Genomic DNA, 23,928 nt, shown 5'->3' on the forward strand with positions numbered 1-23,928 from the left:
CCGAGCTCAACGCGGACGGGTTAAGGGAGAGCGTGCCGATGGGGTCGAATCGGGCGTGGTATTCCCGCCCGACCGAGCGCCCCATGGTGCGGTAGGCCCGCCAACCCCGAGCTCGACGCGGACGGGTTAAGGGAGAGCGTGCCGATGGGGTCGAATCGGGCGTGGTATTCCCGCCCGACCGAGCGCCCCATGGTGCGGTAGGCCCGCCAACCCCGAACTCAACGCAGACGGGTTAAGAGAGAGCGTGCCGATGGGGTCGAATCGGGCGTGGTATTCCCGCCCGACCGAGCGCCCCATGGTGCGGTAGGCCCGTCAACACCGCGCTTACAGCAGTCGTGTTTAAGGGAGAACGTGCCTATGGGGTCTTTTTTCTTGCCTGTTCTGGGCAATTAACGCTTATAGGGATCTTTATCGCCGGGCTTGCGCGTTTTCAGTAGTTTAAGGATCCAGGTATATTGCTCCGGATTCGGCCCCACCAGGTTTTCCACTTCCTCGTTCATCCGCCGGGCAATATAGCGATCGTCCTGGCCGGCAATATCGTCCATTGGCGGACGAACATAAATATCCAGCTGGCTGGTCTTACTGTTGTACACCGGAAATAGCGGGATTACCGCCGCCCGACAGATTTTCATCAAACGGCCGATTGCCGGCAGCGTCGCTTTATAAGTGGCGAAAAAATCCACGAACTCGCTATGCTCAGGCCCATGATCCTGGTCCGGCAGGTAATACCCCCACCACCCCTGCCGCACCGAGCTGACAAAAGGCTTAACCCCGTCGTTGCGCGCATGCAGCCGCCCGCCGAAACGGCGCCGCACCCGATTCCACATATAGTCCACCAGTTCGTTGCGCTGGTTATGGAACATACCGGCGACCTTCTGCCCGCGCGCCGACATCAGCATGGCCGGCACATCCACCGCCCAGCCGTGCGGCACCAGGAAAATAATATTGCGCTGCTGCGCCGTAGCCTGCGCAATGATCTCCTCGTGGTGCCAATGAACCCGGCTTGACAACCTGTCGGGATTGCGGCAAGCCAGCTCGGCCATCAGCACCGTGGATTGCGGTACCGTGGCGAACATATCGTCAATGATTTTTTCCCGCGCCGGTTCGCTCAGCTCGGGCATGCAGTACAGTAAATTGGCCCGGGCGCGATGGCGCGCGCCTTTGGCGAGTTTACCCACCATCCGGCCGATGCCGCCCAATACCGGATCGCGTAAACGCGGCGGGATAAAGGTCGCGCCGGCGATTAAGCCGATACCGCACCAGACGCCCCAGTAGCGCGGGTGATAGAACTCGGTTTTAAATTGCGGAATGAATTCAACGGCGGTGATCTTGTTATCGTTTTCCATGCAACTCTCTTTGCTTTCAATCGCCCTGACGGTCGAAAACCCGTGCTGTCGATTGATGAGGCGGGCTCTATGTCCCTTCTTGGCATAATGTAGCGGTAATCATAAACATAAAACGGCAGCCGATCATCTATCGGCTGCCGTTAAGATAACATATCAGTCGAATTGAAGCTGCGGCATGGCTTGCCTGACCTGCGCCAGATAGTCCAGGCGCTCTTTGCCGCTCAGGCCTTCGGTAACCGGCAGCTTGGCGGTCAGCGGATTGACCGCCTGCTGGTTGACCCAGATTTCATAATGCAGATGCGGCCCGGTGGAACGCCCGGTATTGCCGGAGAGCGCAATGCGATCGCCACGTTTCACCTTCTGGCCCGGCTTCACCAGCAATTTCTTTAAATGCATATAGCGGGTGGTATATTGGCGCCCGTGCCGTATGGCCACGTAATTGCCGGCGCCGTCGCCGTTTTTGCTGACCACCACTTCGCCGTCGCCCACCGCCAGCACCGGCGTGCCCACCGGCATGGCGAAATCCACGCCGCGGTGCGGAGCGATATGCCCGGTGACGGGATTCAGGCGCCGGGGATTGAAGTTAGAGGATACGCGGAACTGCTTCATGGTGGGAAAACGCATAAACCCGCGCGCCAGGCCGGCGCCGTCGTTGTTGTAAAATTTACCGTCCTCGGCGCGGAAGGAATAATAATCCTTGCCGCCGGTGTTGATGCGCACGGCCACCAGTTCGCTTTGCTCACTGCGCCCGTCGAGCATTTCCCGGGAGGTCAGCACGGCGAACTTATCCCCTTTTTGCAGCTTGCGAAAATCGAGCTGCCACTGCATAGCCTTAATGACCGCGCTGACTTCGGCGTTTGACAATCCCGAGGCGCGGGCGCTGTTGACAAAGCTGCCGTTGAGCTGGCCTGTCAGCGCTATATTTTTCCACTCGCCGGCCAGATTGGCCACGCTTTGTTTAAAACCGCCGTCAATACGGTCATAGGTGCGGGTTTCCCGGCGCGACATTTCCCAGGTCAGGCGCTGCAGTTCACCGGCGTCGTTCAGGGTCCAGGAAATTTGCTGGCCGATCTTCAGATTACGCAGATCGGGAAACTGCTGGGCCAGTTGGCCGATATCGGACATATCGATGCCATACTGCGTCAAAATACTGCCCAGGGTATCGCCGGTGGACACCACATATTCATGGACGCCCGTTTCATCCGTCACCTTCTCGTCCAGTTCATCTTCCGGCGGCACGTCGTCGTCGTTATCGGCGGCGGATTGATCGATAGGCTCGCTGGCCTCGGGGGCCAGAGTGCGGGCCGGCGCGTCGACCACCGGCGCGGGCCGGCTGACGGTGGGTTCCATAACAGGGGAATAGACGTATGGCCGCCATACCGCCACGGCCAGGGTAACCACGGTGAGCGACCCCAGCATGACGCGGTGGGGTCGGGGCAGATTATTATACGCCAGCGTGATAGAGCGAAGTATCTGCTGCACTTATTACTATCCTCATGAGTTCTTCTCCAGGCAGCTCACGTACTGGTTCGTCAATTGCAGCAGGAAGTCAATGTAGCTTGCCTTGCCCAATGCGATACCAGTCCCCAGCGGGTCGAGGGTGCCGATACGCACGCTCGTTCCCTGGGCCACAGCGTTGATAACGGCTGGCCTGAATTGTGGCTCAGCAAATATGCACACGGCCTTTTGCTCAACCAACTGTGTTCGAATATGGTGTAATGCCTGGGCGCCCGGTTGGATTTCGGGATTAACGGTGAAATACCCCAAAGGGGTCAGGCCATAGTGTTGTTCGAAATAGCCATAGGCATCGTGAAACACGAAATACCCTTCTCCGCTTACCGGCGCTAGCATTGTAGCGATATTTTTGTCATTTTTTGTCAATGCCGCGGTGAAAAACAGCAGATTCGCGTCCAATTGTGATTTTTTTTCGGGCATCAGCCGCAATAATTGGTCGTGGATGGCGAAAGCGGCCTGTTTGGCAATCTCCGGCGACATCCACAGATGCATATTATATTCGCCGTGATGGTGGTCGTCCGCGTGGGCCGAATCCGCCGGGTCGTCGTGCTCCGCACCTTTTATCAGCAGCGGGCGGACAGACGGCAGCGTGGACAGCAACAGGTTTTTGTCCGCCGGCAAGGCCGCCGCCGGCTTACTCATAAAGGCTTCCAGTTCCGGACCGACCCAGACCAGCAGGGAGGCGTTCTGGATACGTTTGATGTCGGAGGGCCGCAGCGCATAGTCATGAGGCGACGCGCCATCGGGCAACAGGACATCGGTCGGCATCACGCCGTCGCCGATGGCGGAGGCTATAAATCCCAGCGGCCTGATGGAGGCGACGATATTAGCCCAGGCCGGGGCACTGGTCGCGGCAAGCGTCAATACGCCGGCCAGCAGCAGGCGTGGGAATTTTTTACTGCGGGAATTCATAGCGATAATTCTCTTCGGCAACGGTTGGGGGTGTGATATTATAACATTTTGGCTGTTTCGCAACTGTAATTCACATGACCAATCTGGTAACGCTTGACGGTATTTCCGTCTCCTTCGGGCAAAAATACGTCTTGAGTCACATCTCTTTAACGCTGCGCGCCGGCCGTATCCTGACCTTAATGGGTCCGAACGGCGCCGGGAAATCCACGCTGGTGCGGGTAGTGCTCGGCCTGATCGCGCCCACGGCGGGCGCCTTGTCGCGTACGGCCCGGCTGCGCATCGGCTATGTGCCGCAAAAAATCCATCTTGACGTCACGCTGCCGCTGACGGTCGGCCGCTTTATGCGCCTGCGGCCCGGGGTCGGCAAAGACGATGTGCTACCCGCGCTGGCGCAGGTCCAGGCCGCTCATTTGCTGGAACAGCCGATGCAGAAATTATCCGGCGGGGAAATGCAGCGGGTGCTGCTGGCGCGCGCGCTGCTCAATAAACCGCAGTTGCTGGTGTTGGATGAACCGACCCAGGGCGTGGACGTGAGCGGCCAGGTGGCGTTATACGATTTGATCGACCAAATTCGCCACAGGTTTGGCTGCGGAGTGCTGATGGTCTCCCATGATTTGCATCTGGTCATGGCGAAGACCGACGAGGTCTTATGCCTGAACCAGCATATTTGCTGCTCCGGCTCGCCGGAAACGGTCTCCGCCCATCCGGAATTTATCGCCATGTTCGGTTATCACGGCGTCGAACAGCTGGCCGTTTACCGGCATCACCATAATCATGCCCACGATCTGCAGGGCCAGGTAGTGCGCCGGCGTGAGGACGGCCCGTTATGATTGAACTGCTGCTGCCCGGCTGGCTGGCCGGCGTATTGCTGGCCATGGCGGCCGGTCCCCTGGGGTCGTTTGTCGTCTGGCGCAAGATGTCCTATTTTGGCGACACGCTGGCCCATGCGTCGCTGCTTGGCGTCGCCTTCGGCCTGCTGCTGAATATCAATCCTTTCTACGCCGTCATCGCCGTGACGCTGGTGCTGGCGCTGATACTGGTATGGCTTGAGCGTTATCCTCAGCTGGCCATCGACACTGTGCTGGGCATCATGGCCCACAGCGCCCTGTCACTGGGGCTGGTGGTGGTAAGCCTGATGTCGAATGTACGAGTGGACCTGATGGCCTATCTGTTCGGCGATCTGCTGTCGGTGACCCTGTCGGATATTTTACTGATTGCCGCCGGCGTGGCGGTAGTGCTGATACTCCTGGCCTGGCAGTGGCGGGCGCTGCTGTCGGTGACCATCAGTCCGGAACTGGCCCATGTGGATGGGATTTCCCTGCCGCGGGTAAAACTCTTACTGATGCTGGTCACCGCCCTGACTATCGGCCTGGCGATGAAGTTTGTCGGCGCGCTGATCATCACCTCGCTGTTGATTATCCCGGCCGCCGCCGCGCGCCGTTTTTCCCGCACGCCGGAACAGATGGCGTTACTGGCGGTAGTGGCCGGCATGATTGCGGTGACCGGCGGATTGACGCTATCGGCGTGGTATGACACGCCGGCGGGGCCATCGGTGGTGTTGTGCGCGTCGGTATTGTTTGGGTTGAGCTTGTTGAGTCGGCAGAGGGTGTAGCGCCAACCAACGGCTGATTAATAGCAAATAGGTGCCAGCGGCGGCGGCAATCAAACAACCCATACGGTAAACTGAGCGTTGTCCATGGATGTTGCTTAACGATAGGAGATACACGTGATTATCGCCCAGGTAACAGACATTCATGCGGCCCAGGACAATGATAACCTGTCCCGGCTTGACCGCGCCCTTGCATGGCTGGACTTGATCAAACCCGACGGTTTGGTCCTCACTGGCGACCTGGTTGATGATGACTGGATCGACGGCTACACCGCGATTGCCGCCCGTCTGGGTAATCGGGCCTATCCTGCATTTATCCTGCCGGGTAATTCCGATAACCGCACCTCGATGCGGGCCATTTTCGGCTGTGCTTGCTGGGCCGACGATGCCGCTGGCGCACTGCATTTTGTGGCGGATATCGAGGGTGTTCGCCTTATCGGCCTTGACTCAACGGCTAAGGGAACGTCAGCGGGAAGCGTGGATGAACATCTTCCCTGGTTGGAAAAAACGCTATTATCTGAGGGGCCGGCAACGTCAATGTTGTTTTTGCACCATCATGTATTTGCGAGCGGCATCCCGCCTATGGATCAAATCATGTGCCACGGGTCGGTGGCATTGGGTGAGTTTTTGCGAAGACAACCGCGACGCCCCGTCGCGATAGCGACAGGTCATGTTCATCGACCTGTCGCGGGTACACTGGCGGGAATACCCGCCTATATCTGCGGACCCATTTGTCCCGCAAATCCTATGTGGTTTGGCGCGAAAACCGTCCCACCGGCTAACGACCCGCCCGCGCTCATGATCCATCGCTGGGTAAACGGTACCCTGGTTAGCCATCATATTTCCGTTTGAGTCCGTGAATTGGGTGCGTCTGCTTTCATTTTGCGTGCTCACGCCCATAGCCGATTCCATGCGATATGCGTCATTCTCCTTATAAAGCAGCCGGTTATAGGACTGAGAGCAGAAGTCAGCACGCAGCATAAAATTGCTTATTAAGCCGTTGCTTAGTCGTTGATATTGATTTTGCTTCTGACCTTGAACGTGCTTTTGACCTTAGACCGGCATCAAGCGCGCTGACGGCACGGTGCACGACCGGACGAGCCGCAGGGATGCGGCGAGAGCTAAGGCCCGCGCCGGGAGCGCGTGCCTTGTGGTCCAAAGGGCGTGAACCGGGACGGAAGGCACCGCGCAGCGGCGCGCGACCTGCCGGAAGCCCGGGGGTCGAGGGGGCCGGGGCGACTGCCGGCCCATCGTCGATTGCCCGCACGGGGCAATATATAACACCGCGACCTGTGGCAAGCGAAACTTTCCTCACTGTCGAAAAAGCATGTGCCCCACACGGCAAGAGAAACTCACCCAGCCGTCATTAAAAACATGTGCCCCACACCGGAAGCGAAACTTACTCAGCGTTCAAAAGGCGCCGACCCACACAACAAGCAAAGCAACGCCGCCTGTACCGTCGACGATTAATGCCTCTCTAAAGCTCCCCGCGCACTATGCCAAAATGCTTATACGCAAACGCCGTCGCAATTCTCCCCCGCGGCGTGCGCTGGATAAACCCCTGCTGGATCAAAAACGGCTCGATCACATCCTCGATGGTTTCCCGCTCCTCGCCGATAGCCGCCGCCAGGTTATCCAGCCCCACCGGGCCGCCGATAAACTTATCAATAATCGCCAGCAGCAGCTTACGGTCCATAAAATCGAAACCTTCGGTATCGACATTGAGCAAATTCAGGGCGTTGACCGCCACATCATCGGTAATATTGCCCTCGGCGCGAACCTCGGCAAAATCCCTTACCCGCCGCAGCAGGCGATTGGCGATACGGGGCGTGCCGCGGGCGCGTTTGGCAATTTCATGGGACCCGGCCTCCGTGATGCTAAGCTCCAGGCATTGGGCGCTGCGTTTGACGATATGCTGCAAATCCGCCACCTGGTAAAATTCCAGACGCTGGACAATGCCGAAGCGATCGCGCAGCGGGGATGTGAGGGAACCGGCGCGGGTGGTGGCGCCCACCAGGGTAAAGGGCGGCAGCTCGATTTTAATCGATCGGGCGGCAGGCCCGTCGCCTATCATGATATCCAGCTGGTAATCTTCCATCGCCGGGTAGAGTACCTCTTCCACCACCGGCGACAGGCGATGAATCTCATCGATAAACAGGACATCATGCGGCTCAAGATTGGTGAGCATGGCCGCCAGGTCGCCCGGTTTTTCCAGTACCGGGCCGGAGGTAGTGCGCAGGTTAACGCCCATCTCGTTGGCGACGATATGCGCCAGGGTGGTCTTCCCCAGCCCCGGCGGGCCGAAAATCAGCAGATGATCGAGCGCGTCGCCGCGCATTTTGGCCGCCTGGATAAAGATTTCCATCTGCTCGCGCACGTGGGGCTGCCCGATATAATCTTCCAGGGTTTTCGGCCGGATGGCCCGGTCGATAATCTCTTCTTCTATCACCACGCCGGCGGAAATCAAACGGTCTGCTTCAATCATCCTCTACCTCACAGCGCGGCGCGCAGGGCGTCGCGGATCATCGATTCGCAATCGGCATCCGGCCGGGCCACTTTACTGACCATGCGGCTGGCCTCCTGAGGCTTATAACCCAGGGAAACCAATGCCGCAACCGCTTCCGCTTCCGGATCGGTATCCGGCTTGCCGCTGGCCGGCGCGGTAAGCGGCATATCGCTGCCGCCGCCCAGGGCAAACAGTTCGCCGTTCATGCCCTTAAAGCGATCTTTCATTTCCACCACCAGCCGTTCGGCGGTTTTGGTGCCGACGCCGGGTAATTTGACCAGCGCGTTGATTTCCTGCCGTTCAACGGTGTTGACGAACTGCTGGGCCGACATGCCGGAAAGGATGGCCAGCGCCAGCTTGGGGCCGACGCCGTTCACTTTGATCAGCTCGCGAAACAACGCGCGTTCCTGTTTGTTGGTGAAGCCAAACAGCAGTTGGGCATCTTCCCGCACGATAAAATGCGTATAAATGATCGCTTCCACGCCGGTTTCGGGCAGCGCATAAAAACAGGTCATGGGCATATGGATTTCATAACCCACGCCGTGGATCTCAAGCAGCACCAGCGGTGGTTGTTTTTCCAGGATGATGCCTCTAAGACGTCCGATCACAGTAACCTTCCTTTCAGGGCTTATTTGTCATATGGCGATGGCATGTTTATAACATAATAAAGGCTGGATGAATATCCAGCCGGTTCGGGCCGGGGGCGGCTTTACCCCAGGCGGCCCCGGGAAAGATTAAGGCGGCTGTTGCCTAAGCGCAGCGCGTTCTGGTTGACATGGCAGTGAGTAATGGCAATCGCCAGGGCGTCGGCGGCATCCGCCTGGGGGCTGGCGGATAATTTGAGCAATACGCGCACCATATGCTGTACCTGGCTTTTGTCCGCCGAGCCGGTGCCGACCACCGTTTGTTTCACCTGGCGCGCGGCGTATTCAAACACCGGCAGCTCATGGTTCATCGCCGCCACGATGGCGACGCCGCGCGCCTGGCCGAGCTTGAGCGCCGAGTCGGCGTTTTTCGCCATAAACACCTGTTCGATGGCGAAAAAATCCGGCTGGAACTGGGTGATGATTTCGCTGACGCCGGCATAAATGAGCTTTAGCCGGGTGGGCAGGTCATCCACCTTGGTGCGGATACACCCGCTGCCAAGATAGGTGAGCACCCGTCCCTGCTGGCGTAAAATGCCGTAACCGGTGATGCGGGAACCCGGGTCGATACCGAGGATAATCGTCATATCCGGGCACCGCCCAGGCTGCCGTCACACCGGAAGTCCGTCACAGCGTTGCCGCCACCTCGTCGGAGATTTCGCCGTTATGGTAGACTTCCTGGACGTCGTCGGAGTCTTCCAGCAGGTCAATCAGCCTGAGCAGCTTGGGCGCGGTTTCCTCGTCCAAATCGGCCTTGGTGGAAGGGATTAACCCCACCTCGGAAGAATCGGCGTGTAATCCGGCGGCCTCCAGGGCGTCCTTGACCCGGCCGAAATCTTCCGGCGTGGTGTAGACATCGATAGCGCCGTCGTCGTAGGTCACCACATCTTCCGCGCCGGCTTCCAGCGCCGCGTCCATCACCTGATCTTCCGTCAGGCCCGGGGCATAGGAAATCACGCCTTTTTTGGTGAACAGGTAGGAGACCGACCCGTCGGTGCCCAGATTGCCGCCGGTCTTGGTAAACGCGTGGCGGACCTCGGCCACGGTGCGATTACGGTTGTCGCTCAGGCACTCCACCATGACCGCCGTACCGCCGGGACCGTAACCTTCGTACACAATGGTTTCCATTTGCGTATCGTCGTCGCCGCCGACGCCGCGCGCGATGGCGCGGTTAAGCGTGTCGCGCGTCATATTATTCGCCAGCGCCTTATCCACCGCGGCGCGCAGGCGCGGGTTGGATCCCACGTCGCCGCCGCCCAGGCGCGCGGCGGTCACCAGCTCGCGAATGATTTTGGTAAAAATCTTGCCACGTTTACTGTCCTGAGCCGCTTTACGATGCTTGGTGTTGGCCCACTTACTATGACCTGCCATAACTCTCTCCGAAATAAGCCTTCTCAGGCCGGATAAATAACAAATTCTTCAATCGCCTGCCGATTGCTCCAGGATTTGGTCAGTAAGGCCGCCTCGGCGGCCGGCAGCCAGCGGTAAGCCAGATGTTCGCTGATTGCGGGTACCCGTTCAGAGGGTAACGTTAAACTGAACCAATATTCTGTATTGCGCGTCACTCCCGGCGCATATCGGTGGCGCAAATGACTGAAAATTTCAAATTCGATACAACGCTCGCAGTCCCGCAGTTCAAGATGCTCGGCGTCGATATCGATGCCGGTCTCTTCCCTGACCTCGCGCCTGGCGGCGGCGGCCGGCGATTCACCGTCCTCAAGGCTGCCGGTCACCGACTGCCAGAACTGCGGGTCATCCCGCCGCTGCAACATCAATACCCGGCCGCTGTCGCCGGCGTAAATAACGATCAGCACCGATACCGGGCGTTTCCAGACCATTATTGCTGCCCGCGTTCCGCCGCTTCCTTGCCCTTGCCAATGACGGCAATAGACAATTCCGCCAGGGCGGCGGGGTTGCCGAAGCTCGGCGCGTCGGTCATCGGATCGGCGGCCGCGGTGGTCTTGGGAAAAGCGATAACGTCACGGATATTGTCGGTGCCGGTCAGCAGCATCACCAGGCGATCAAGGCCGAAGGCCAGGCCGGCATGGGGCGGCGTGCCGTATTTCAGCGCATCGAGCAGGAAACCGAATTTTTCCCGCTGTTCATGCTCGGTGATGCCGAGAATGCCGAACACCGTCTGCTGCATTTCGCTGCGATGGATACGCACCGAGCCGCCGCCGACCTCATAGCCGTTCAACACCATGTCGTAGGCGTTGGCGACGGCGTCCAGCGGCGCGGCCGCAAGCGCGTCGGGATCCATGGCCAGCGGCGCGGTAAAGGGATGGTGCATGGCCGCCAGGCCGCCCTCGTCGTCTTCTTCGAACATTGGGAAATCGATCACCCACAGCGGCGCCCAGCGCGTCTCGTCGGTCAGTTGCAGGTCGCGGCCCAGCTTCAGGCGCAGCGCGCCCAGCGCGTCGGTGGTGATTTTATAACGATCCGCGCCGAAGAACAGGATATCGCCGTCCTGCGCGCCGGTGCGGGCGAGGAGGGATTCAAGCACGGCGGCGTCGAGGAATTTGGCCACCGGGCTCTGTATTCCGTCGAGACCCTGGTCGCGCTTATTGACCTTGATGTAGGCCAGGCCGCGGGCGCCGTAGATTTCAATAAACTTGCCGTATTCGTCGATCTGCTTGCGGCTCAGCTGGCCGCCGCCGGGAACGCGCAGCGCCGCCACCCGGCCTTTGCTGTCGTTGGCGGGGCCGGAGAATACCTTGAACTCAAGGTCTTTCACCAGGTCGGCGACGTCGACGATTTCCATGGGGTTGCGCAGATCGGGTTTATCGGACCCAAAGCGGCGCATCGCCTCGGCATAGGTCATCACCGGGAACGCGCCCAGATCGACGCCTTTGATTTCCTGCCACAGGGTGCACACCAGACGCTCCATGACCTCGCGCACCTGTCCGGCGCTCATGAAGGAGGTTTCCACATCGATCTGGGTAAATTCGGGCTGGCGGTCGGCGCGCAAATCTTCATCGCGAAAGCATTTCACGATTTGGTAATAGCGATCAAAACCGGACATCATCAATAACTGCTTGAACAGCTGCGGCGACTGCGGCAGCGCATAAAACTTGCCTTTGTGCACCCGGCTGGGCACCAGGTAGTCGCGCGCGCCTTCCGGCGTGGCCTTGGTCAGCATCGGGGTTTCGATATCCAGGAAGCCCTCGCCGTCCATAAAACGCCGCACGACGCTGGTGATACGCGCGCGCGCCTTCAGGCGCTGCGCCATTTCCGGACGGCGCAGGTCCAGGTAGCGATATTTCAGCCGCTGCTCTTCGGTATTGGTTTGATTTGAATCGAGAGGCAGGGGTTCGGAGCGGTTGATGATGGTAAGCTGCGTCGCCAGCACTTCCACCGCGCCGGTGGCCATCTCTTTATTAATCTGGCTGTCGGGACGCGCCCGTACGATGCCGGTCAGCTGGATGCAAAATTCGTTGCGCAATTCGGCCGCGCGGCTGAACGCCTCCTGGCGATCGGGGTCGAAAAAAACCTGCGCCAGCCCCTCGCGATCCCGCATGTCGATAAAAATCAGACCGCCGAGGTCCCGGCGGCGGTTAACCCAGCCGCACAATGTCACTTCCTGGCCTACATGGGACAAATTGATCTGTCCGCAATATACAGTACGCATAACGATATCCTTGATTTTCAGCCCGTGCCGTCCCGCTCGGTAAAGCGGGCCAGGGCTGTTATTCATTAATGACGAAAGTGGCGGCGATGCATCGGTATTTTGCCGGCGTTCGAAAGGCGGCCATTATAAAGGAAATTCACCCGCAGGATAAGCCCGTCAGCACCCTGCGCGCCCCGGCTGGCTAAATAATTATTCATTAACATATTTATTAACAAAAATTCACCCTTGGGCGCTGTCATCCCCCCACCCGGATAACATACCCTCTTGCGGTGGCGATATGAACAGGCTGCGGCCTGGATCGAGGGTATTGTTATCAACCGGAGATATTTTATGCTTAAACTCGACCCCGCGCGCACCGCGCTGGTACTGATTGATCTGCAGCAAGGGATCCTGCCGTTTGCCGGCGGTCCATACAGCGGTGAACAGGTGGTGGCGAAAGCCGCCTCCCTGGCCGCGCGCTTTCGCGCCGCCGGCGCGCCGGTGTTCCTGGTGCGTGTCGGCTGGTCGCCGGATTTTGGCGATGCGCCGAAACAAACGGTGGATGCGCCCACGGGGGCAAGAAGCCTGCCGGAAGACTGGTGGGAATTCCCCGAACAGTTGGGCGTGCAGGACAGCGATATCCGCATCCAAAAACGCCAGTGGGGCGCATTCTACGGCACGGATTTGGATTTGCAGCTGCGCCGGCGCGGCATCGGCACCGTGGTGCTGGGGGGCATCGCCACTAATATCGGCGTGGAATCCACCGCGCGCAATGCCTGGGAAATGGGCTACGAGCTGGTGCTGGTGGAGGATGCCTGCAGCGCCCATAACCAGGAGCAGCACGACGGCAGCATGCAAAACATTTTCCCGCGCATTAGCCGGGTGCGCTCCACCGACGACGTTCTGGCCGCCTTCTAGCCTGTGCGGGGATACCGCGCCGGTACACCGGCGCAGGCTGGCGCCCGGACGGCCCGGTGCCCGCTCCAGCGTTTATCTTTCAGGCTATCAGGGGGATGGCCCGGCCATCCCCCTGATAGGCGAAAATAGGGAATGTATTGCTGACGGTGAGGAAAACTGGCCGCTTACGACATTGACGCCTGTTACCGCGTTGCGATTTTTACAGGCCAGCAAAAAATGGACTCTAAATGTAGCCTTTTTATATATTGGCTTTTTTTGTGCCGGAGATGTGGCACATCAATACCGCAGGCGTAGCTGCGGCGCTCGCAATAGCTACAGTAATTGCCGATGGCTTGGCCATAGGGGATATATTCCCTTTTCCCAGCGGTGAACACGCGGTATTACGCGGTCGCATTATCATCTTTTTTTCTCTCCGTGGTTAATAAATAGGCCGGGACAGGATTATCCATAAATTCGATTTTTCTCTATAATCCGTAAACCCAGCGACAACATGTTCTTGCCGGGTATGGCTGGGCGCCACGTTAAACGGCAGTTGGTCATGCAACGGGTTCCCCGTCCGGACGTTCCTGTTTTCCTGCTGTCGCAGCGTACGTATTGCCAGGGCGCCGGTGACTTTTCTGATGCCGATAAAAAAGTGCCCATGGCAAACGCGATGGCGAAGGGAATACGGGTTTTACCCGTGGCGTTATCGCCAATAATAACATTGAGGCGCTCCTCAAGTTGCAATTCCAATAATTCAAAGCATTTAAAATTTCTTAAAAAAGAGATTTAATTTTCATCGGACAATCCATTATGTCGTGTTTATTTTTATTATGCAGTAGTGTTGTATTAACGGCCATGGTAAAAATAGCAGCCTCGCTGCGCTCGGTATTAGCCCGTCCCCGGCGCGCGGGCAGCATAAATACGGGGCACCGTGCAGCTATAGCATTCATCTGTTATTATTAATATGCTAAGATATTTTATCAACCGCTTACGCTAAGGATGATTAACCCTCATGTTTATCGGCTTGCCGCAATGGCAACATAGCGCGTGGAACGCCATCGGCATTACCGGCCTGGCGGAGTATGCCCGTTATTTTAACTGCGTCGAGGGTAATACCACGCTGTATGCCCTGCCCGATCCGGCGCGGGTTTATGACTGGCACGCCATGACCACCGACGGTTTTCGCTTTTGCTTCAAGTTTCCCGCGGCTATCAGCCACCAGGGCGGCTTGCGCGATTTCCGCGCGCCGCTGGCGCAATTTTACCAGGTACTGGATCCCTTGGCCGGACGCATCGGCCAGTATTGGCTGCAGTTGCCTGCCGCCTTCGGCCCGGCGCAACTCGGCGACCTGTGGGCATTTCTCGATGCCTTGTCCGGCGCGTTCAGCTATGGCGTGGAAGTGCGCCACCCGCTGTTTTTCGCCAAGGGCGACGACGAACGGCGCCTTAACCGGGGATTGCAACAGCGCGGCGTCAGCCGGGTGATCCTCGACAGCCGCCCGGTGCATCAGGGCGCCGGCACCTCGCCCGCAATGCTGGCGGCGCGGCGGCAAAAGCCCAAGGTGCCGGTACATGCCGTGCTGACCGGCGATCGGCCGCTGGTGCGGTTTATCGGCAACGACGATATCGACGACAGCGCGCGGCTGTTTCAACCCTGGCTGGATAAACTGGCGTTATGGTCGCAAAGCCGCACCCCTTTTCTGTTTATCCATACGCCGGACATCGGCCACGCGCCGCGCCTGGCCCAACAAGTGTGGCCGTCCCTGGCGGCCAGGATCGGCGGACTCGGGCCGATCCCTCCCTGGCCGCAGCAGGACGCGTTGTTTTAACCTTGGCAAAACCGTTATTTTAAGCAGGATTTTAACGACAGCGCTGCACGGGCGGGATATTATTTGCCCGCTGCTCGTTTTCTGGGAAATGGAGTTAGAGATGGTGAGTGCGCTTTACGTGGTTTTCGGCGCCATGTTATTGATTAAATTATCATTGGATGTCGTTAAACTGCGAACGTTATATCGCGTGGCCTACGGCGACGGTGGATTTTATGAACTGCAGACGGCGATCCGCGTGCACGGCAATGCGGTGGAATATATCCCCATCGGTCTGGTGCTGCTGGTGATCATGGAAATGAACGGTACGCCGAACTGGACCCTGCATCTGTGCGGGCTGATGCTGATGGCAGGCAGAATCATGCACTCTCTGGGCCTGCGCCAGCGGGAATTCAGCTGGCGCCGCACCGGCATGAGCGCCACTTATGCGTCGCTTATCATGATGGTGTTGCTCAACCTCTGGTATCTGCCCTGGGAGCTGGTTTTCAGTTGGCGTTAAACCGCCGGCGGCATAGGGCGCGCAGACACATGCTTTGTGCCGCTAATCTGTTAGAATAACGGCTTACCCTGAACAACCCCGATATTCCGATGACAAACCACGATAATCTTTTCTGCGCGCCCATTGCCAAATTGGGCGACTGGACCTTTGACGAGCGGGTAGCCGAGGTTTTCCCGGATATGATCCAGCGCTCGGTCCCCGGCTACTCCAACATTATTGCCATGATCGGCATGCTGGCCGGACGATTCGCCACCCCCGGGTCGCAGGTGTATGACCTCGGCTGCGCGCTGGGCGCCGCCACCCTGTCCATGCGCCGCAACATCACCGCCGACGATTGCCGTATTATCGCCGTGGATAATTCCGCCGCCATGGTGGAGCGCTGCCGCCGGCATATCGAGTCGTTTCGCGCCGCGACGGCGGTCACGGTTATCGAAGCCGATATCCGCGACGTGCCGATTACCAACGCGTCGCTGGTGGTGCTGAACTTCACGCTGCAATTCCTTGAGCCGGCGGATCGCCAACGGGTGCTCGACCACGTGTTTGCCGGGCTTAACCCCGGCGGCGCCGTGGTGCTGTCCGAAAAGTTAAGTTTTACCGACGCGGGCATCGGCGAACTGCTGTTCAACATGCATCATGACTTTAAGCGGGCCAACGGCTACAGCGAACTGGAAATCAGTCAAAAGCGCAGCATGCTGGAAAACGTCATGCTCACCGACACGGTGGAAACCCATAAGGAAAGGCTGCGCCAGGCCGGTTTCGGCCATGCCGAGGTCTGGTTCCAGTGCTTTAATTTCGGTTCTTTGATCGCCGTGAAACCGGAGAACGCGGCGTGACGGATTTTGGTGATTTTTATCAGCTGATTGCCAAAGGCCCGCTGAGCCATTGGCTGAATACCCTGCCCGCGCAGCTGAGCGCCTGGCAGCATGACGCGCTGCACGGCAAGTTCCGCCAGTGGTTTAACGCCGTCGAGCGCCTGCCCCTGCTGACGCCCCGGCGCCTGGACCTGCTGCGCGGCGTGACGGCGCAGGGCGAAGCGCCGCTGCCCCCGGGGCAAAAAGAGGGCGTCGAGTCCTTATTGCGCCAGTTGATGCCCTGGCGTAAAGGTCCCTTTTCCCTTTACGATATCGAGATCGATACCGAATGGCGTTCGGACTGGAAATGGGAACGGGTCGCGCCGCATATCAGCCCGCTGGCCGGACGCGTTATCCTGGATGTGGGCTGCGGCAGCGGTTATCACCTGTGGCGCGCGGTCGGCGCGGGGGCGCAGCTGGCGGTGGGCATTGACCCGATGCAGCTGTTCCTCTGCCAGTTCGAGGCGGTGCGTAAACTGCTGGGCGGGGATCAGCGCGCCCATCTGCTGCCGCTGGGGATCGAGCAATTACCCGATCTGGCGGCCTTCGACACGGTATTTTCCATGGGGGTGCTGTACCACCGGCGCTCGCCGCTGGATCATCTGCTGCAGCTTAAGAACCAATTGGTCAGCGGCGGCGAGCTGGTATTGGAAACCCTGGTGGTCGAAGGCGACGACAGGCAGGTACTGGTGCCGGGGGAACGTTACGCCCAGATGCGCAACGTCTTTTTTATTCCTTCCCCCGGCGCGCTGATGTTATGGCTGGAAAAATGCGGCTTTGAACAGGTACGGCTGGCGGATATGTCGCTGACCACCACCAACGAACAGCGGCGCACCGCCTGGATGACCAGCGAATCGCTGGCCGATTTCCTGCATCCCGACGACCCCAGGCTGACGGTCGAAGGCTACCCCGCCCCGCTGCGCGCCGTGGTGATTGCCCGCAAGCCCTGACGTTGCCGCGCCGCGGATAAAAAAAAGCCCCAAGAAAGAGTCCGGGGCTTGGTACTTGCAAGCATCACGTGGGTTAGTTCGTGTGCGCGGCAAAATCAGCGGTCAGGCCGGCCGGTGCGCGGATGAAGGTGTTGACAGCGCATGCTTCATCGCCGCCACCATATCGCCGTCGACGCAATAGCGGGTAAATTCATCCGTTTCATTGTCGACGCTCATGCTTACACCCGCTTTGCGGTAACGCATCCCGGAAGCAACCACCTGTCTTGCGGAACTGTGCAGTTCACGGATGCCGATTTGCTGGAACTTATGCAAATTGGTCAATCGCACGCCAGCGCCTGCCATAATGATTGGACCACGGCTTTGGGCGTTCAGTTCCCTTAATAATGCTAAACCTGTTTCGGCGCTCTGCTGCTGGCCGGAGGTCAGGATGCGCGCCACCCCGAGATCGGTTAACTGCTGCAGGGCCTGGTAGGGGTTGATACACATATCGAAAGCGCGGTGAAAGGTCACCGCCACGCCGGTACATTGCGCCATGATGCGCCGCATGCGCGGCAAATCGATATGCCCCTCCTCGTCCAGCACGCCGACCACCACGCCGGGAAATCCCATGGCGCGTATGGCCGCTAAATCGTTAAGCATGCTGTCAAACTCAATTTCGCTGTAGCAAAAATCCCCGCCCCGCGGCCTCACCATGGGATGAACGGGCAGCGCCAGCCGCTCCCTCGCCAGCCGGAGCGTGCCGTGCGACGGCGTCAGCCCCCCTTCTTTCGGGGCCGAGCACAGCTCGATTCTGTCCGCTCCCGCTTGCTCCGCCGTTATTGCGCACTCAAGGCTATAGCAGCAGACTTCCAGTTTAGGCATTGTATACTCCTTATAGACGCCCCAGGATAACAGGCATTTAAAACACGGGCCTATGGCAGTCGCGATAATTTCTTATTTATCACCCAAGGAAATAACTATGGCATTCAACTTTGACGAAAGTATCGACCGACGTCACAGCGACAGTTATAAATGGCAAAAGTATCGCGATCGGGACGTGATCCCCCTGTGGGTAGCGGACACCGACTTTCGTTCGCCACCTTGTATTATCGAAGCATTGCACGCGCGCGTCGAGCACGGCGTATTTGGTTACGGCGCACCTCCCGCGGAGCTTGCCGCGCTGTTTGTCGAGCGCATGCTCACGCGTTATCAATGGCGCGTCAAACCCGAATGGTTGGTTTTTTTGCCGGGATTGGTAAGCGGCCTTAACCTGGCGGTACGCGCGCTGACGCAGGCGGATAGCAGCGTGGTGATTCCCGCGCCGATATATCCGCCGTTCCGCGCGGCGGCGCGCGGCGCGGAACGGGGACAGCGCCTGGCGCCGATGGTCCTGGCGGAGGAACGCTGGCGGGTGGATCTGGCGGCGATCGAACCGGAGATGGATGGATCGGAGCAATTGCTGATGTTATGCAATCCGCATAATCCGGGCGGCACCGTCTACCGGCGCGAGGAGCTGGCGCAGCACCTGGCGTTTGCGCAGCGCCACGATCTCCTGGTGTGTTCCGACGAGATTCACTGCGATCTGCTGTTGGAACCGGGCGTGGCGCATATCCCGTTCGGATCGCTCGGCGAGGATGCCGAACAGCGCTCCATCACCCTGATGTCGCCATCCAAGTCGTTTAATATCGCCGGCCTCGGCGCCTCGCTGGCCATTATCCCCAATGCGCGGCTGCGTATGAAATTTATCGCCCAGCGCAGCGGCATTGTGCCGAATGTGGATGTGCTGGCATATGTCGCCGCCACCGCCGCCTGGCGCGACGGCCAACCCTGGCTGGAGGAACAGCTCGACTACCTGCGCGGTAACCGCGATTGGCTGGCCGCGCGCATCAATACCCTGCCGGGGTTAAGCATGGCGGCGCCGGAAGCCACCTATCTGGCCTGGATCGATGCCGGCCGGCTTGGGGTGGACAATCCCCAGCGGTTTTTCGAGCAGGCGGGCGTCGGTCTTTCCCCCGGCGCGGATTTTGGCGATCCCCGGTTTGTCCGGCTGAATTTCGGCTGCCCCCGCGCTCTGCTGGTGCAGGCCGTGGAACGCATGGCACGGGCGGTGCAGGCGCTTGGCTAACGGCGCCCGTCCGCCTCATCGCTCACGATGGCGCGCAGGCTGTAGGGGTGGAACTTAATCGTGACCTGCCCATCGGTGACCGCCAGCGTCGGATTGGGCAACCGTTCTCCCGCCCCCGCCGGCGCGCTGTGTTTCAGGCTGATGTCGGGCGCCCCCAGGGCGGAATCGGCCAGCAGCGCCAGCGCCCGCCGCGCCAGCGTTTCCGGCGGTCCGGGCAGGACAATTTCGATATGCTCCCAGCCTTCATGGGGATAACGGCGCGGCCCCGGCCAGGGCAGTTCCACGCAGCCGATGCGCAGTGGCCCGACGGCGAGGGGCGACGGCAGCGCCAGCAGCGCGATGGCGCGACCATTGACGTCGTTTTTTTTCAGGCACTGGCCGCACTGCCGCCAGCCGTCGAACCAGCGCTGCGCCGTGGCGTCCTCATGGCAACGCAGCGCGATATGATCGACATAATGGTCGGCCAATTCCAGATGAAGGCGCGCGGCCAGCGCCGACAGCCGCTGTTCAAAATAGGTCAAATCAGTGACAAGATCCGCTAATTGCGGCACGGCGGTCCAATGCATCCTCATTCCCTTAATTAAAGTAGGACTAAAATTAACGCACCAAAATAACGCAGGCTAAGAAATATCTTATTTTGATACATAACTTAATGTTTCTTTAATGATGTTTACCAAAAACACTTTTTTATATTAACTTACCCGCTTGACGGCATGCGTAAGCGCCGCTGATGTCATTTATTAGCAATGAACTTTAAATGCTCAGTATTATCTTAAAGCGCTTTTGATGGATTGTATACGCCAGGTAATTACGTTATTTTCGAGATCGGTATTATTCTGAGTATATAATTATGATGTTATTAACATTGTGCATAATACTTGTTGTTATTGCGGTATTTTCAATACTTCAACATTTACGCACCCGGAATCGCAATCAGTTAGGCGCATCCAGAAAATCACGCAATCGTTAGCCCCCGCTTGCCCCACCGCGGGGTGAATCGCCTTGTTGCTGACCTTCTATCCAGCCCCCGCCCCACGTTAACTTGACACTGACCAGGCCGGTCATACTGACTCGACGCGCCGTTTATGGTATAAGCGGTGTTTCTTTTACTTTTCGACACGCGCCCGGCGGTTAGCCCCCCGCCGCGGCGCGCGGTCGGCTTATCAGGTAGCCGGAAACACGGGGAGGCGTTCCCCCCGCGTCCAGCGTTAGTAAGAAAGGTAATACGGTGAATATTCAGGCTCTTCTTTCAGACAAAGTCAGTCAGGCGTTGACGGCGGCCGGCGCGCCCGCGGCAAGCGAAGCGCAGGTGCGCCAGTCCGCCAAGGCGCAGTTCGGCGATTATCAGGCCAACGGCGTGATGTCGGTCGCCAAAGCCCTCGGCATGCCGCCGCGCCAGCTGGCGGAAAAGGTGGTTTCGCTGCTGGATCTTGGCGGCATTGCGGCGAAGATCGACATCGCGGGCCCCGGCTTTATCAATATTTTCCTGGACCGGGAATGGCTCGCGCGCCAGGTCGAGGCCGCGCTGGATTCCCCGCGGCTTAATATTACCCCCGTGCAACCCCAAACCATCGTGGTGGATTACTCCGCGCCGAACGTGGCCAAGGAAATGCATGTCGGCCATCTGCGTTCCACCATTATCGGCGATGCGGCGGTGCGCACGCTGGAGTTTCTCGGCCATAGGGTGATCCGCGCCAATCACGTGGGCGACTGGGGTACTCAGTTCGGCATGTTGATAGCCTATCTGGAAAGGATACAGTCGCGCGGCGAGCCGGAGATGCAGTTATCCAGCCTGGAAGAATTTTACCGCGCGGCGAAAAAAACCTATGACGAAGACGCCGATTTCGCCGAGCGCGCCCGCGGTTACGTGGTCAAACTGCAGGGCGGCGATGAATACTGCCGGCAAATGTGGCGCAAGCTGGTGGATATCACCATGGCGCAAAACCAGCAGGTCTACGATCGCCTGAACGTGACCCTTACCCGCAAGGACGTCATGGGCGAGAGCCTGTATAACGACATGCTGCCGGGCATTGTCGCCGACCTGAAAGCCAAGGGGCTGGCGGTGGAAAGCGACGGCGCCACCGTGGTCTATCTGGAAGAGTTCAGGACCAAGGAAGGCGAGCCGATGGGGGTCATCATCCAGAAGAAGGACGGCGCCTACCTCTATACCACCACCGATATCGCCTGCGCCAAATACCGTTACGAAACGCTGAAGGCCGACCGGGTGCTGTATTATATCGATTCCCGCCAGCACCAGCATTTGATGCAGGCCTGGGCCATCGTGCGCAAAGCCGGTTATGTGCCCCCGTCGGTTCCGTTGGAACACCATATGTTCGGCATGATGCTCGGCAAGGACGGCAAACCGTTTAAGACCCGCGCCGGCGGCACCATTAAGCTTGCCGATTTACTGGATGAAGCGCTGGAACGCGCCCGCCGGCTGATTGCCGAGAAAAATCCGGCCATGTCGCCGGACGAGCTGGAAACCCTGGCGCGGGTGGTGGGCATTGGCGCGGTAAAATACGCCGATTTGTCCAAGAGCCGCACGACCGACTATATCTTCGACTGGGACAATATGCTGGCCTTCGAGGGCAACACCGCGCCCTATATGCAATATGCCTATACGCGGGTGGCGTCGGTATTCAAACGCAGCGGACTGGATGAAAGCCAGCTGACGTCGCCGGTCCGGCTGGAGCAAGAAGAGGAAACGCTGCTGGCGGCGCGCCTGCTGCAGTTCGAGGAAGCCATCACCGTCTTGGCCCGCGACGGCACGCCTCATGTCATGTGCACCTATCTTTACGATCTGGCCGGATTGTTCTCCAGTTTCTACGAGCATTGCCCAATCCTGAACGCCGATAATGGCGGCGTTATGCAAAGCCGCCTGAAGCTGGCGCTGCTGACGTCACGCACCCTGAAGCAGGGCTTGGAGATGCTGGGCATCCAGACCGTCGAGCGGATGTAGCCGCGGGCGAACCCACGCCGCGCGGCGGGCATCATCGGCAATCGCGACGCCGCCGCCGGCGTACTTGGCGTGGCTCACAGGGATGTGAGCCACGCCCCTGTGAACAGCGTTAAACACCCAGGATCTCAGCGCAAGCTGGAGTCAGCTGACCGAGCGGGCAAAATCCCTGATACGAAACCCCAGCGCCGCCAGGGTGGCGAAATACGCCACCACGCCCACCGCCACCACCAGCGCCAGACGCAGCAGCCTGGCCAGCATCGTACCCTGCGCCCAGTCGGGCATCACCCACAGCATGCCCAGCAGCGCTGCCGCCATCACCACCACCGCGATGATCAGGCGCACCAAAAACGGCAACCAGCCCGGCTGGGGCTGGAACATGTCTTTCTTGCGCAATTGCCAGTACAGCAAACCGGCGTTCAGGCAGGCGGCCAGGCCGATGGACAGCGACAGCCCGGCATGCTTGAGCGGGCCGATAAACACCAGGTTCATCAGCTGCGTCATGATTAACGTCACGATCGCCACCTTGACCGGCGTCTTGATATCCTGGCGCGAATAAAACCCCGGCGCCAGTACCTTCACCATGATAAGGCCGATAAGCCCCACCGCGTACGCCATCAGCGCCCGTTGCGTCATGGCGGCGTCGAAAGCCGAGAAGCGTCCGTACTGGAACAACGATACGGTAAGCGCTTTCGCCAGGATCCCGAGCGCCACGGCGCTGGGCAGCGCCAGCACAAAACACAGCCGCAGCCCCCAGTCCATCAGGCGGGAATATTCGTCATGGTTGCCGCTGGAAAAACTGCGCGCCAGCGAAGGCAGCAAAATGGTTCCCAGCGCCACGCCCAGCACGCCGGATGGGAATTCCATCAGCCGATCGGCGTAATACATCCAGGAGACCGAGCCGGAGACCAGGAAGGAAGCGAAAATAGTATTGATAATCAATGAAATCTGGCTAACGGATACCCCGAGGATCGCCGGCCCCATCAGGCGCAGCACCCGCCAGACCCCCGCATCCTTAAACTGGATGCGCGGCATCACCAGCATGCCGATTTTTTTCAGGTGCGGCAGCTGATAGCCGAGCTGCAGCACGCCGCCCACCACCACCGCCCAGGCCAGGGCCAGCACCGGCGGATGGAAGTGCGGAGCGGCGAACAGCGCAAAACCGATCATGCTGACGTTAAGCAGCGTCGGGGCAAACGCCGGCACCGAGAAACGGTTCCAGGTATTGAGGATGGCGCCCACCAGCGACGCCAGCGAAATCAGCAGGATATAAGGGAAGGTAATGCGCAGCAGGGACGAGGTCAGGATAAATTTATCCGGCGAATCGGTGAATCCCGGCGCGGTGACCATGATAACCCAGGGTGCGGCCAGCATGCCGGCCAGCGTCACCAAGGCCAGCGCCAGGGTCAGCAGGCCGGCGATATAAGCAATAAAAGTACGGGTGGCTTCCTCGCCCTGCTGGGTTTTATATTCCGCCAGTATCGGCACGAACGCCTGGGAAAAGGCCCCCTCGGCGAAAATACGCCGCAGCAGGTTGGGCAGCTTAAAGGCGACAAAAAACGCATCCGTCGCCATACCGGCGCCGAAAATGCGGGCGACGATCGCATCGCGGGCAAAACCCAGCACCCGCGAGAACATGGTCATGGAACTGACAGCAGCCAGTGATTTCAATAAATTCATGGAGTTATTTTTCTACAGCGTCCG

Annotated in this window: 23 protein-coding genes; 10 read left to right on the forward strand and 13 right to left on the reverse strand. The window is 59.1% G+C overall.

From position 1 onward, the window contains the following. Nucleotides 1–389 precede the first annotated feature (389 nt). The 3 genes from lpxM to znuA form a co-directional block, all read right to left on the reverse strand. Nucleotides 390–1,346: a lauroyl-Kdo(2)-lipid IV(A) myristoyltransferase gene (lpxM, locus tag ACL2XM_RS10745; RefSeq protein WP_413732877.1), complete on the reverse strand. Its 957-nt coding sequence runs from the start codon at nucleotides 1,344–1,346 to the stop codon at nucleotides 390–392. Between the two features lie 153 nt (nucleotides 1,347–1,499). Continuing rightward, the gene (gene mepM, locus ACL2XM_RS10750) at nucleotides 1,500–2,828 is read right to left on the reverse strand and encodes a murein DD-endopeptidase MepM (protein ID WP_413722647.1); all 1,329 of its coding nucleotides are present in this window, start codon (nucleotides 2,826–2,828) and stop codon (nucleotides 1,500–1,502) included. A 12-nt stretch (nucleotides 2,829–2,840) separates the two neighbouring features. Beyond that, entirely contained in the window at nucleotides 2,841–3,773 is a 933-nt protein-coding gene (gene znuA, locus ACL2XM_RS10755) for a zinc ABC transporter substrate-binding protein ZnuA (RefSeq protein ID WP_413722646.1), read from the reverse strand. 74 nt (nucleotides 3,774–3,847) lie between these two features. On the opposite strand from znuA, the gene znuC reads away from it, so the two are divergent. From znuC to ACL2XM_RS10770, 3 genes are all read left to right on the forward strand, one after another. Next, nucleotides 3,848–4,603: a zinc ABC transporter ATP-binding protein ZnuC gene (gene znuC / locus ACL2XM_RS10760; protein WP_413732879.1), complete on the forward strand. Its 756-nt coding sequence runs from the start codon at nucleotides 3,848–3,850 to the stop codon at nucleotides 4,601–4,603. Further along, nucleotides 4,600–5,385 (forward strand): zinc ABC transporter permease subunit ZnuB, encoded by a 786-nt coding sequence (gene znuB, locus ACL2XM_RS10765; protein ID WP_413722644.1) that lies wholly within the window; start codon nucleotides 4,600–4,602, stop codon nucleotides 5,383–5,385. Before znuC ends, znuB begins: the two co-directional genes overlap by 4 nt. A 114-nt stretch (nucleotides 5,386–5,499) precedes the next feature. Next, complete coding sequence (locus tag ACL2XM_RS10770) at nucleotides 5,500–6,234, forward strand: metallophosphoesterase (RefSeq protein WP_410015344.1); 735 nt, start codon at nucleotides 5,500–5,502, stop codon at nucleotides 6,232–6,234. A gap of 625 nt (nucleotides 6,235–6,859) precedes the next feature. On the opposite strand, the gene ruvB is transcribed toward ACL2XM_RS10770, so the two are convergent. The 6 genes from ruvB to aspS all read right to left on the reverse strand — a co-directional run bounded on the left by ruvB (nucleotide 6,860) and on the right by aspS (nucleotide 12,160). Further along, nucleotides 6,860–7,867 carry a Holliday junction branch migration DNA helicase RuvB gene (gene ruvB, locus ACL2XM_RS10775; RefSeq protein ID WP_410015345.1) on the reverse strand — a complete coding sequence of 336 codons (1,008 nt, stop codon included), beginning with the start codon at nucleotides 7,865–7,867 and terminating at the stop codon, nucleotides 6,860–6,862. Between the two features lie 8 nt (nucleotides 7,868–7,875). Continuing rightward, a complete protein-coding gene (ruvA, locus tag ACL2XM_RS10780; RefSeq protein ID WP_410015346.1) occupies nucleotides 7,876–8,496 on the reverse strand; it encodes a Holliday junction branch migration protein RuvA in 621 nt (206 codons plus the stop codon). Nucleotides 8,497–8,597: 101 nt separating this feature from the next. Next, nucleotides 8,598–9,119, reverse strand: coding sequence for a crossover junction endodeoxyribonuclease RuvC (ruvC, locus tag ACL2XM_RS10785; protein WP_410015347.1), 522 nt, complete (start codon nucleotides 9,117–9,119; stop codon nucleotides 8,598–8,600). Between the two features lie 40 nt (nucleotides 9,120–9,159). Continuing rightward, nucleotides 9,160–9,903 (reverse strand): YebC/PmpR family DNA-binding transcriptional regulator, encoded by a 744-nt coding sequence (locus ACL2XM_RS10790; RefSeq protein WP_410015348.1) that lies wholly within the window; start codon nucleotides 9,901–9,903, stop codon nucleotides 9,160–9,162. Nucleotides 9,904–9,926: 23 nt separating this feature from the next. Further along, the gene (gene nudB, locus ACL2XM_RS10795) at nucleotides 9,927–10,370 is read right to left on the reverse strand and encodes a dihydroneopterin triphosphate diphosphatase (RefSeq protein ID WP_410015349.1); all 444 of its coding nucleotides are present in this window, start codon (nucleotides 10,368–10,370) and stop codon (nucleotides 9,927–9,929) included. After that, nucleotides 10,370–12,160 (reverse strand): aspartate--tRNA ligase, encoded by a 1,791-nt coding sequence (gene aspS / locus ACL2XM_RS10800; RefSeq protein ID WP_410015350.1) that lies wholly within the window; start codon nucleotides 12,158–12,160, stop codon nucleotides 10,370–10,372. Before aspS ends, nudB begins: the two co-directional genes overlap by 1 nt. Before the next feature lie 330 nt (nucleotides 12,161–12,490). Here aspS and ACL2XM_RS10805 point away from each other — a divergent pair, with 330 nt between their 5' ends. Beyond that, nucleotides 12,491–13,057, forward strand: coding sequence for a hydrolase (locus tag ACL2XM_RS10805; protein WP_410015351.1), 567 nt, complete (start codon nucleotides 12,491–12,493; stop codon nucleotides 13,055–13,057). Nucleotides 13,058–13,498: 441 nt separating this feature from the next. Here the strand turns inward: ACL2XM_RS10805 and ACL2XM_RS10810 are convergent, their stop codons facing one another. Beyond that, nucleotides 13,499–13,825 carry an AAA family ATPase gene (locus ACL2XM_RS10810; protein WP_413733217.1) on the reverse strand — a complete coding sequence of 109 codons (327 nt, stop codon included), beginning with the start codon at nucleotides 13,823–13,825 and terminating at the stop codon, nucleotides 13,499–13,501. A gap of 226 nt (nucleotides 13,826–14,051) precedes the next feature. On the opposite strand from ACL2XM_RS10810, the gene ACL2XM_RS10815 reads away from it, so the two are divergent. The 4 genes from ACL2XM_RS10815 (at nucleotide 14,052) to cmoB (ending at nucleotide 17,164) form a co-directional block, all read left to right on the forward strand. Beyond that, nucleotides 14,052–14,867, forward strand: coding sequence for a DUF72 domain-containing protein (locus tag ACL2XM_RS10815; protein ID WP_410015352.1), 816 nt, complete (start codon nucleotides 14,052–14,054; stop codon nucleotides 14,865–14,867). Between the two features lie 100 nt (nucleotides 14,868–14,967). After that, on the forward strand, nucleotides 14,968–15,363 hold the full coding sequence (locus tag ACL2XM_RS10820; protein ID WP_410015353.1) for an MAPEG family protein: 396 nt from the start codon (nucleotides 14,968–14,970) through the stop codon (nucleotides 15,361–15,363). Between the two features lie 89 nt (nucleotides 15,364–15,452). Then, on the forward strand, nucleotides 15,453–16,196 hold the full coding sequence (gene cmoA / locus ACL2XM_RS10825) for a carboxy-S-adenosyl-L-methionine synthase CmoA (protein ID WP_410015354.1): 744 nt from the start codon (nucleotides 15,453–15,455) through the stop codon (nucleotides 16,194–16,196). Beyond that, nucleotides 16,193–17,164, forward strand: coding sequence for a tRNA 5-methoxyuridine(34)/uridine 5-oxyacetic acid(34) synthase CmoB (gene cmoB / locus ACL2XM_RS10830; protein ID WP_410015355.1), 972 nt, complete (start codon nucleotides 16,193–16,195; stop codon nucleotides 17,162–17,164). Before cmoA ends, cmoB begins: the two co-directional genes overlap by 4 nt. A 102-nt stretch (nucleotides 17,165–17,266) precedes the next feature. Here the strand turns inward: cmoB and cutC are convergent, their stop codons facing one another. Then, nucleotides 17,267–18,025, reverse strand: coding sequence for a copper homeostasis protein CutC (gene cutC / locus ACL2XM_RS10835; protein WP_410015356.1), 759 nt, complete (start codon nucleotides 18,023–18,025; stop codon nucleotides 17,267–17,269). Nucleotides 18,026–18,122: 97 nt separating this feature from the next. Between cutC and ACL2XM_RS10840 the strand changes: the two genes are divergently transcribed. Further along, nucleotides 18,123–19,268 carry a MalY/PatB family protein gene (locus ACL2XM_RS10840; RefSeq protein ID WP_410015357.1) on the forward strand — a complete coding sequence of 382 codons (1,146 nt, stop codon included), beginning with the start codon at nucleotides 18,123–18,125 and terminating at the stop codon, nucleotides 19,266–19,268. Here ACL2XM_RS10840 and ACL2XM_RS10845 read toward each other — a convergent pair. Next, nucleotides 19,265–19,834: a VOC family protein gene (locus ACL2XM_RS10845; RefSeq protein ID WP_410015358.1), complete on the reverse strand. Its 570-nt coding sequence runs from the start codon at nucleotides 19,832–19,834 to the stop codon at nucleotides 19,265–19,267. The two genes, ACL2XM_RS10840 and ACL2XM_RS10845, sit on opposite strands and share 4 nt — an antisense overlap. A 662-nt stretch (nucleotides 19,835–20,496) precedes the next feature. Here ACL2XM_RS10845 and argS point away from each other — a divergent pair. Then, nucleotides 20,497–22,227 carry an arginine--tRNA ligase gene (gene argS / locus ACL2XM_RS10850; RefSeq protein WP_413722634.1) on the forward strand — a complete coding sequence of 577 codons (1,731 nt, stop codon included), beginning with the start codon at nucleotides 20,497–20,499 and terminating at the stop codon, nucleotides 22,225–22,227. Between the two features lie 141 nt (nucleotides 22,228–22,368). Here argS and murJ read toward each other — a convergent pair whose 3' ends face one another. Continuing rightward, nucleotides 22,369–23,904, reverse strand: a complete 1,536-nt coding sequence (gene murJ, locus ACL2XM_RS10855) for a murein biosynthesis integral membrane protein MurJ (RefSeq protein WP_410015360.1) — start codon at nucleotides 23,902–23,904, stop codon at nucleotides 22,369–22,371. Nucleotides 23,905–23,928: the final 24 nt, after the last annotated feature.

This window comes from Sodalis sp. RH20, from assembly GCF_047324205.1.
GTDB lineage: Bacteria > Pseudomonadota > Gammaproteobacteria > Enterobacterales > Enterobacteriaceae > Acerihabitans.